The organism is Mesorhizobium sp. M7A.F.Ca.CA.002.15.2.1 (assembly GCF_003998715.1).
Classification (GTDB): domain Bacteria; phylum Pseudomonadota; class Alphaproteobacteria; order Rhizobiales; family Rhizobiaceae; genus Mesorhizobium; species Mesorhizobium ciceri.
In genome coordinates, this window is sequence record NZ_RZPI01000163.1 from 1 (window position 1) to 9097 (window position 9097).

The 9097-nt window shown below is 61.4% G+C and carries 11 protein-coding genes; 4 read left to right on the forward strand and 7 right to left on the reverse strand.

Annotation, left to right across the window (positions count from 1 at the left end):
• The first annotated feature begins 1 nt into the window (after window position 1).
• From ENZ74_RS11995 to ENZ74_RS12010, 4 genes are all read left to right on the forward strand, one after another.
• Window positions 2–79: a hypothetical protein gene (locus ENZ74_RS11995; protein ID WP_281059702.1), complete on the forward strand. Its 78-nt coding sequence runs from the start codon at window positions 2–4 to the stop codon at window positions 77–79.
• 322 nt (window positions 80–401) lie between these two features.
• On the forward strand, window positions 402–605 hold the full coding sequence (locus tag ENZ74_RS12000) for a CsbD family protein (RefSeq protein WP_013533227.1): 204 nt from the start codon (window positions 402–404) through the stop codon (window positions 603–605).
• A 539-nt stretch (window positions 606–1144) separates the two neighbouring features.
• Window positions 1145–1468: a hypothetical protein gene (locus tag ENZ74_RS12005; protein WP_013533226.1), complete on the forward strand. Its 324-nt coding sequence runs from the start codon at window positions 1145–1147 to the stop codon at window positions 1466–1468.
• Window positions 1469–1538: 70 nt separating this feature from the next.
• Window positions 1539–1964 (forward strand): c-type cytochrome, encoded by a 426-nt coding sequence (locus ENZ74_RS12010; RefSeq protein WP_063170138.1) that lies wholly within the window; start codon window positions 1539–1541, stop codon window positions 1962–1964.
• Here ENZ74_RS12010 and ENZ74_RS12015 read toward each other — a convergent pair.
• From ENZ74_RS12015 to ENZ74_RS12045, 7 genes are all read right to left on the reverse strand, one after another.
• The gene (locus ENZ74_RS12015) at window positions 1936–3387 is read right to left on the reverse strand and encodes a c-type cytochrome (RefSeq protein WP_063170139.1); all 1452 of its coding nucleotides are present in this window, start codon (window positions 3385–3387) and stop codon (window positions 1936–1938) included. The two genes, ENZ74_RS12010 and ENZ74_RS12015, sit on opposite strands and share 29 nt — an antisense overlap.
• Window positions 3388–3407: 20 nt before the next feature.
• A complete protein-coding gene (locus tag ENZ74_RS12020) occupies window positions 3408–3749 on the reverse strand; it encodes a hypothetical protein (protein WP_063170140.1) in 342 nt (113 codons plus the stop codon).
• Window position 3750: 1 nt separating this feature from the next.
• A complete protein-coding gene (locus ENZ74_RS12025) occupies window positions 3751–4353 on the reverse strand; it encodes a cytochrome c oxidase subunit 3 (RefSeq protein ID WP_013533222.1) in 603 nt (200 codons plus the stop codon).
• The gene (gene ctaD / locus ENZ74_RS12030; protein ID WP_063170141.1) at window positions 4350–6290 is read right to left on the reverse strand and encodes a cytochrome c oxidase subunit I; all 1941 of its coding nucleotides are present in this window, start codon (window positions 6288–6290) and stop codon (window positions 4350–4352) included. Before ctaD ends, ENZ74_RS12025 begins: the two co-directional genes overlap by 4 nt.
• Complete coding sequence (gene coxB, locus ENZ74_RS12035) at window positions 6287–7330, reverse strand: cytochrome c oxidase subunit II (RefSeq protein WP_335915454.1); 1044 nt, start codon at window positions 7328–7330, stop codon at window positions 6287–6289. The genes ctaD and coxB overlap by 4 nt, the downstream gene beginning before the upstream one ends.
• A 185-nt stretch (window positions 7331–7515) precedes the next feature.
• A complete protein-coding gene (locus tag ENZ74_RS12040) occupies window positions 7516–8397 on the reverse strand; it encodes a cytochrome c oxidase assembly protein (protein ID WP_063170471.1) in 882 nt (293 codons plus the stop codon).
• Window positions 8398–8491: 94 nt separating this feature from the next.
• The coding region (locus ENZ74_RS12045) for a thiamine pyrophosphate-dependent enzyme (protein ID WP_245470947.1) at window positions 8492–9097 on the reverse strand (606 nt) is incomplete at its 5' end.

Below are 9097 nucleotides of genomic sequence, written 5' to 3' on the forward strand. Positions count from 1 at the left end.
CATCAACGAAGTCCGCGGCATCAACCGCGTCGTCTACGACGTGACGTCGAAGCCGCCTGGAACAATCGAGTGGGAGTAGGGGGATTAGGCGGCGATGGTGTGTTGTCGCCTCCGCTGGAGTTAGCGCTGATTGCCTGACAGCACTCAAACGTGATCGGGCACGAATGTAAAGCATCGTCGGAGCCGTTTAGAGCCTTGGCATATGACGTGCAATACGCGGGTTTGAGCGAGCGACGATGGCTCGGCTGAAAGTTGGCTCGAACGTACTTTGCGGACCGCAAGGGGCGATAACTTCTGGCAACCGATTCGGCATCGGGCAGCGCGTTGGCTGTTTCCAGGAACATCCTTGACTGGATTGCGTTTCCTATTCCGGACCTTTCCAAAACAGGGAGAACGGTGTCATGGACTGGAACCGCGTGGAAGGAAACTGGAAACAGGTGAAAGGCAAGGTCAAGGAGCAGTGGGGCAAACTCACCGATGATGACCTTGACCGCATCGCCGGCAAGCGCGATCAACTCGAAGGCAAGATCCAGGAGCGTTACGGCATCGAAAAGGACCGCGTGCGGCGCGATGTCGACGATTGGTACGGGCGGCAGGGTTGGTAGGCATGTGAGCCCCGGCTGTGGCCATTCCAGGACGCGGCCCAACAGTCCGGCAGGACCATGCGGGCGCTGAGCCTTGTCGTCGGTTGAGTTTTGCAGCAAGGATTTCGTACTGTGGCTGAAAATATCTCTCGCAAGCAGGAGCAACGGGGGACAAGAAGAATTGTCACGTGGGCGATCGCAGTTATCGCCGTGATTTTTCTTGCTCTACTGGCTATATTCGTGTTCGGCCCGTTGCTATGACTTTCATGGCGATGATTGAGCTGTCTCCGATCCGGGGATGATCGGGCACTGGTCGGGGACGCGGGCAGCGGCCACCAGTGAGCAACTATGCTTCAGGCGAGGGCATGCGGCCAGCGCTGCTTCCGCGGCCGGACGACGCCAAGGCGGCGCACCTATATCGACCGCCGTCGCGCGGCTAGCCCGTCTGCAGTGCCGGCACAAAAACCTGTTTCACAAGAATTTTGCTGAACACGATTTCGCCGGGAACATATCAGGAAAGGATTGGTTTGGTGGCGGTACACCCAACCAGGAGATCCACCATGATCGTCAAACTTCTGTCCGCCGCTGTGCTCGCGCTCACATTGGCCACATCGGCAGTGGCACAGTCGAACAGTTCCGGCTCCAACAGCGGTTCGGGCTCGAACGACGGCACCGGGGCTACGTCTGGAAATACCGGCGGCAACAGCGGCACCGGCTCTGGAACATCCGTGAATCCTTCCGATCCGAGCACTACAAATTCGACAAATTCCACAACGAAATCAGGTGGCATGACTGACCGCTGCAAAGATTCGGCAGGCAACGACATCGACAACAACACCGCGACCGGCACGACAACATCGAATGTGCAGAACTGTAATAAATGACCCGGCTCCTCAATCCGTTGCCGGACCAGTGCTTCGGCAGCGCATTGAGCGCTGAGAGCGGTAAGCGCAGATGAACCGGCAGGCCGCCAAGCAAGCGCCGCCCCAATTCTGGTGGTTGGCAGGAGCATCGGCGGCTGTCGTCATCGGTTTTGCCGTCTTCGCCAGCGGATCGGTTCGCAGCAACAGTCTGCGAGAAACCACGCTTGTGCAGGCGATCGGCGGCGACCCTCAACGAGCCATCCCGGCCATGATCCGCAACGGCTGTGGCGGATGTCACGAAATCCCGGGGGTGCCCGGCGCCCGTGGTACCGTCGGTCCCTCCCTGCGGGGCGTCGTCGAAAGAGGATATATCGGGGCATCGCGAGCCAGCCCGGATGCGATGATGCGCTGGATCAGCAGAGCGCGGGACGTAGACCCGAACACGGCCATGCCCAATACAAATCTGTCGCCTCAAGAGGCGCGCGACATCACCGCCTATCTCTATGCGCGGACATGAGGCGCACTGAACTGGTCCGACGGCGCAGGCGCCTTGCCAGCAGAAGCAGCAGCCCAAGCATCAACACGGCGGCGCACGCCACAAGTGATTGAGCCGCCAGAACCATGATTGTCTGGCCTGTTGTCGAGCCGGCCCGCATCTGGCGTATATCGGCCGCGGTAACGCTGACGTCGGGATTTCCGAACCGAGCGGTGACGTAATTTGCAAGGGCTGCCACCTGGCCATCGTCCAGCCAGCCGCCGAAGGCCGCCATCGACTTACGCCCCGCCACGTCGCCAGCTTTGACGCCTTCAAGGATGGTCATGGCGACATCCTCGGGTGTGGCCGCGCCGGGGGTGCTGTTGCGGGTCAAGGACGGATAGGATCCGTCTGACGATCCGCCTCCGTTCGCCCCATGGCATGTCGAACAGAGCGATCGATAGAGATCATCGCCGGCTGCGGTCCCGCTGCCTTGCGTCATCCCTTCGGTTCCAGCATCGCCGTCGGCCGTGGCCGCGTTACCCCATGAGAAACGCGGCTGCTTTTCGTCTCCCGATTGGGCGGGCACGTCCCTGAGATAAGCGACGATGGCCTGGATATCGTCATCGGAAAGATGTTGCAGGCTGTTCATGACCGTTTCCGCCATCGGCCCGCCCGCATAAGCCTTCCCGGGAACGGCGCCGGTTTTGAGAAATCGAGACAGCTCTTCGTTGCTCCAGTCGCCGACGCCTGCGATCTTGTCGCTGGTAATGTTGAAGGCCTGCCAGATGCCGGCGGTGCCGCCGGCAAGCTTGTGGTCTTCATCCATGCCGAACGTTGCATTCCTTGGCGTGTGGCAGGCACCGCAGTGGCCGAGCACCTCGACCAGGTAGGCTCCCCTGTTCCATGCGGCGGTCCGGTTCCGATCGGGCGTGAAACTGCCGGTATGCAGGTTCGCGAGCTTCCACAGCGCAACTGTCCAGCGCTGGTTGAATGGAAAAGGCAGGATGTTTCGCGGCTGCGGCTGCGAGATCGGCGGCTGCGCCAGGAGGTAGGTCCGGATCGCAAGCACGTCCTCGCGGCTCATCGCGGCGAAGCTGTCATAGGGCATGGCGGGATAGAGATCGGCTCCATCGCGCCTGATACCTTTCCGCACGGCCCGCACGAACTCGTCCGCGGAGTAGCGTCCAATGCCCGTGTCAGGATCAGGTGTGATGTTGGTCGAGTATACGTCGCCGAAGGGTGTCGGCACGCGATAGCCTCCAGCGAACGGGCGGCTCGGATTGGACGTGTGGCAGCCGATGCAGTCGGCCGCTCGGGTAAGGTATTCACCCTTCTGGATTTCGCTCGCCCGCAGCTCAGTGCAAAGCGGCAACGATGCCAAGACGAGCGCGACCGCCCGGGAGGTGACGGCCGGGAATGGAATGCCCGCGGCAGGCCAAGGCGGGCACCGGCGGACGGCCAATCTCCGGGTCTTTGACCTCGTCACAGTTCGCACCCGCTGAAGATCAGCCCTGCCATCAGCTGCGCCAGCAAGATGAGCGTGAACAGCGCCCCGATGCCCACGGAAGTCCTTGCAAGGAATGCGCGCGTGCGCGCCTTCCGGGGCGGAACCGTACCATGTCCGCGGTCATGAACGGCGTGCCACGACAGCAGCGCGCCTGCCAGGGCGACCGCGGCGCCTATCAACGAGAACAAGGCAGTGGGACGAAAGCCGGCATGGCATTGCCAGGATGCAATCGAATAATCGAGCTGCAGCGTTATTGCCCACGCAACTGGTCCGCTGACCAGGCCTGCCCAGGAAACGCCGGTACGGATCGCCTGCATCTCACATCCTCGGAGCCCAATAGATAACAAGATAGAGCACGACCCATGAGACGACGACGAAGTCCCAGTAGAAGGCGTTGTCCGAGACGTCGCTGAAGCGGCGGCCTGCCTTGCCTTTTTGCGTGAACATGAGAACCGCCAGGACGATCGTGTCGCCGACATCGGTAAGGAGATGCGTCGTATGCAGCCCGAGCAGGAACCAGACGATCGATCCGTAAGCGTTCTGATCCCAGGAAATCCGCAGAGCCGGAAATTCCCAGATGCGAACGATCAGCGGAAGAATGCCGACGATCGACATGACGACCATGCCAAGGCGAACTTTCGCCAGGTCCTGGCGACGTGCCCAAACCTCGATCATGTGGTTGGGCACGACGCTCGCAACCAGAATAACCAGTACTGCCGTCCCCGGCAGCAGATCTGGCGCAGGGGCCCCAATGGGCCAATGCCGGGCCAGCACGGCCAGATAGAAGTAAGTGCCTATCGCCAAGGCAAAACCGGTTGCCTCGAGGGCAATGAAGGCAAGGGTTCCCCACCACATCGGGCTCGCTGACCCGAAATCGTATGTGGGCAGGTGACTGACGTCGGCGACGGGGCGGTGCCTCATTCCTCGTCCTCCGGTTCGCCTTTCGGCCAGAACCAGCAGATAAAGCCGATCGAAACCGGGATCGCTCCCCAGACCACCGCCCACGGCGTGTATATCGAACCGAGAAATGCGCCGCCGACTGCGATGGCCGACAGCAACGGCCAGATCGAGTTGTCAGCCGATGGTACCCTTACTTGCGGCATCGCATCGGCGACCGTACCGGCGAGCACCTCGCGGGCGTCGACACGCAGACCTTCGACCACTGGGAGCACATCGGGCTCGGCCCAAAGCGGTTCGCGGTGAGTTACCACGGGCAGCCGCGAAAAATCGTAGGAGGGCGGCGGCGACGTCGTCGCCCATTCGAGCGTGCTCGCGCCCCAGGGATTGTCTCCTGCAATGCGGCCGTTGCGGAGGCTGAGAAAGAGATTCAGGAAGAAAAGCGCGAAGCCCGCGAACACCACCAGCGAAGAGAGGCTGATGAAGAGGTTCATCTCGCCCCAGCCGCTCGCCGGCGGATACGTATAAACGCGGCGCGGCATGCCTTGCAGACCGAGAATATGCATGGGGAAGAAGGTGAGATTGAACCCGAGGAAGACCAGCCAGAAATTCCAGCGGCCGAGCCTCTCGGACAGCATGCGTCCGGTGATCTTGGGAAACCAGTAATAAACGGCGCCGAGCAGGGGGAAGACGGCGCCCCCGACCAGCACATAATGGAAATGGGCAACCACGAAATAGGTGTCGTGCACCTGCAGGTCGAGCGGCACCGAGGCGACCATGACGCCGGTCAGGCCGCCGATCACAAAGGTGAAGATGAAGCCGAGAACGAAAAGCATGGGCGTGGCGAAGATCGGCCGGCCGCCCCAGATCGTCGCAATCCAGCAGAAGATCTGAACGCCGCTCGGAATGGCGATCATCATCGAGGAAGCGGTGAAGAAGCTCTCGCCGAGTTGCGGCAGGCCGGTAGCGAACATGTGGTGCACCCACAGGCCGAAGGAAAGAAAACCGATCGCGATCAACGACAGCACGATCCCGAGATAGCCGAACACCGGGCGGCGAACGAAGGTCGGCAGGATCGCGGAAACGAAGCCGGTCGCCGGAATGAAGATGATATAGACCTCGGGATGGCCGAAGAACCAGAACAGATGCTGCCACAGCAGTGCATCGCCGCCTGCTACGGGGTCGAAAAATTTTGTGCCGACCAGGCGGTCGAGGATCAGCATTGTGCTCGAGACCATCACGGCCGGCATGGCGAACAGGATGACGAAAGCCGTAACGAGGACGGACCAGACATAGAGCGGGATGCGGTCGAGCGACATGCCGGGGGCACGTTGTTTGAAAACTGTCGCGATGATCTCGACCGCTACCGCGAGGGCGGACACTTCGGTGTAGGTCACCATCTGCGCCCAGAAATCGGGGCGCTTGCCGACGCCATATTCGGGTCCGGCGAGCGGCACATAGGAAAACCAGCCGGCATCCGCACCGGTTTCGAAGGCGAAGGCGATCCAGATCATCAGCCCGCCGGAAAGATAGACCCAGTAGCTGAATGCATTGAGCCGCGGAAAGGCGACATTGCGAGTGCCGATCATCAGCGGCACCAGGTAAATGGCGAAAGCTTCCATCACCGGCACGGCAAACAGAAACATCATCGTCGTGCCGTGCATGGTGAACAGCTGGTTGTAGAGATCGGGACCGATATGGCCGGCCTCAGGCTGGGCAAGCTGGAAGCGCATGGCGAGCGCTGACAGACCCGCAAGGATGAGAAACAGGAAAGCCGTCACGATATAGCGCCGTCCGATCAGCTTGTGATCGACCGTGACCAGCCAGCCGTAGAAGCCTTTCGGCGTTCGCCAGGCATGCGCCAGAAAGGCGCGCAGTCTCACCTCTTCGAGACCGGTGTCACGGATGCCTTTCAGGGCCTCCTGAGTGTGCTCGGCCGGCTTTCCCGCAAGGCCACTCATTCGAGGCTTCCGAGATAGGTGACGACCGCGTTGAGATCGTCGGCGCTAAGGGCAATGCGCGGCATCTTGGCGCCGGGCTTTATCGACTGTGGATCGGCGATCCAGGCGGCGAGCGCGCCAGGGGTCATGGCGAGCGTATCCGCGGCCAGTGCGCGTCGGCTGGCGAGATGAGTTAGGTCAGGTCCCACCGTTCCGCTGGCAGGCGTGCCTCTTATCGTGTGGCAGAGCGCACAGCCGGTGGACAGAAATGCCTGTTGGCCGCGGCGCTCTTCGTCGCCGCCAGGCGCGGATGCGACGGCGTTTTGCCTGGATTGCCATGCTTCGAACGCTTCGCGGCTTTCCGCGATGACGGTGATGGCCATATGGGCGTGCTGATAGCCGCAGAATTCGGCACACTGGCCACGATAGATGCCGGGCTTATCGGCGACGAGTGTGAGCTCACTCGGCCGGCCCGGAATGAGATCGCGCTTGCCGGCAAGGTTCGGCACCCAGAAGCTATGAATGACATCGAGCGAATCGAGTTCGACCTTGACCGGTTCGCCAACCGGGACATGGATTTCATTTGCCGTGACGATCGATTGGGACCGATCATCTCCGGGATACCGGACCTCCCACCACCATTGGTGCCCGGTGATGCGCACGGCAAGCGTTTCCGTTCCACTCAGCGAAGCAATGGATTTGCCGGCGAAAAAACTCGCTATCGTCATCATGACGAGCACCAGAACGGTCAACGCAATGGCGCTGCCGACAGCGCGGGTAAATCGGCGCTCCTGACGAGAATCGATCTCGAGCGGCGAGCGCGTTGTCTCGGACAGGCGACGACGCAAAAGCGCTGCCGCCAGGATCAACATGACAAGCAGCCACGTGGCCACTGCGATTGCGCTGAAAGACCAGATCAGATCAAGGATTCTCCGGGCATTCGCACCGTGTGCATGGAGGGCCGATTGCTTGTCGCCGCATCCTGCCAAGGCCAATATCGGCGCTGCGCTGATCGCCCTCAAACGCCGTTGCGCGGCCGTTCCCTGAACGGTGCCAGGCAAGATTTGCCTAGGACATGTGGGGGCAAGCGACATTCGCGGTCGTGTCAGCCTGCGAGAGCTGGCCAACGGACTCATGCACCTCGCCATGAAGGATCCACCATCGTTGCCAAGGCCATAACGCGGCTGACTGAAAAAGGATGCTTGGCAACACCCCCCGGCTGAAAACCGACGCGAAGCGGTGCGGGTTAGACGATGCGCAACTGCTGGAAAGCCTGTTGCCGCGGACTGCTCGTTTGAATCCAGAAAGCGACCAGGAGCAGTGCGGCTCCGCCATAGATCAGGCCGGCGGGAATCCACATGATCAAGCCTGCAAGTTGCTGGTCCTCGAGCGGGTTGAGCCCCCATAAATCCGAGCCGATCGCATTATCCGGATACCACAGCCTGGGCGAGACGACGAGCAACACCCCGAGCAGCCCGGTGTGGAGGGAGGTGAAGAAAAGATGCATCACGGCATTGCCGCAAGCCTGCTCGCGGCCAAGGCGAGGCAGCAGCACCCACCAGAACAAAAGCCCGCTACCGAGGAAACTCGCGTGCTGGGCATAGTGCAGGAAGCCCTGCTGGAGGGCAGCCTCGAACAGCGCCGGGACATGCCAGATCCATATCGCGGCTCCGTGCAGGACGGTCGCGACCACAGGACGGCTGATGAACGCCCAGACCGCCCGAAGCGCATTTGCATGTCCAGCCACTCCGAATATCTGGCGCAGCTGTACCGGCAGGGCCCACATCATCGCCGCCGTCGGGCGGGAGGCAACCAGCAGAGGCGCTGCGACCGCCATCAGCAATTCGTGCTCGATCATGTGCGCCGCAAACACATGTTCGCTCAATGCATGGATCGGGCTTACAAAGGCGAACGCCAGGACGGACCAGCCGGCAGCAAACAGCAAGGCCTGCCGCGATCGCAAGCGACGTCCACGTCCGCTCCGTCGCCACAGCCGGCCAGCGCCGGCAACATACAGCAAAAGGATTGCCGCCAGTGGCAATGTGATGGGTAGCGCCAGAGTCCAACCAGCCTGCGGAGCGCCGTTGCCATAGCAAATCGAGGTCGAAAAGAGCGCGTCGAAGCTCATGATCCGCATCCGTCACCCGGAAGAGCGCGGGTTCATCTGGAAAGATTCAGAATGAAGCCACTGAGGCGCGCTGTTCCACCTCCCTGCGCCGCCTCTAGGCATCCATCATCGATTTCGCCGGCTCACGGGCGATATTTTCTTCTATGCGTTCGTGTCCCGGCGTCCGCGGCAGGGCCTGGCGGAAGTTCTTGGCGTAGTCTGCCGGCATTTTGGGCGGCATCAGCGGCTCATAGGCATCTACCAGCGCTTCGATCACGACAGGGCCTTGCGTGGCGAAAGCCTGGTCGAGAACCGTCTCGATCTGATCGGCCCGCTCGATGCGAAAACCCTTTGCGCCCATTGCTTCTGCCGCCTTGGCAAAATCGATCGGCTGCAATTCGCAACCGAATTGCGGGTTGCCCAGAAACATCATCTGCTCCCAGGCGATCTGATTGAGCATGTTGTTCTTGATCACCAGAACCTTGAGCGGGATCTTGTAGCGCACCGCCGTCGAGAATTCGCCGAGCTGCATGGCAAAGCCGCCATCGCCGACGATGGCGGCAATCGGTCGACCGGGAAACGCTATGCCGGCAGCGATGGCGTAGGCCAGACCGCAAGCCATCGACGCCAGCGATCCGGACACCCCAAATGCCTGGCCGCTGCGAAGATCGACATGGCGGGCGGCCAGCTCCGTATTCTGACCGGAATCCGTGGCCAGCAC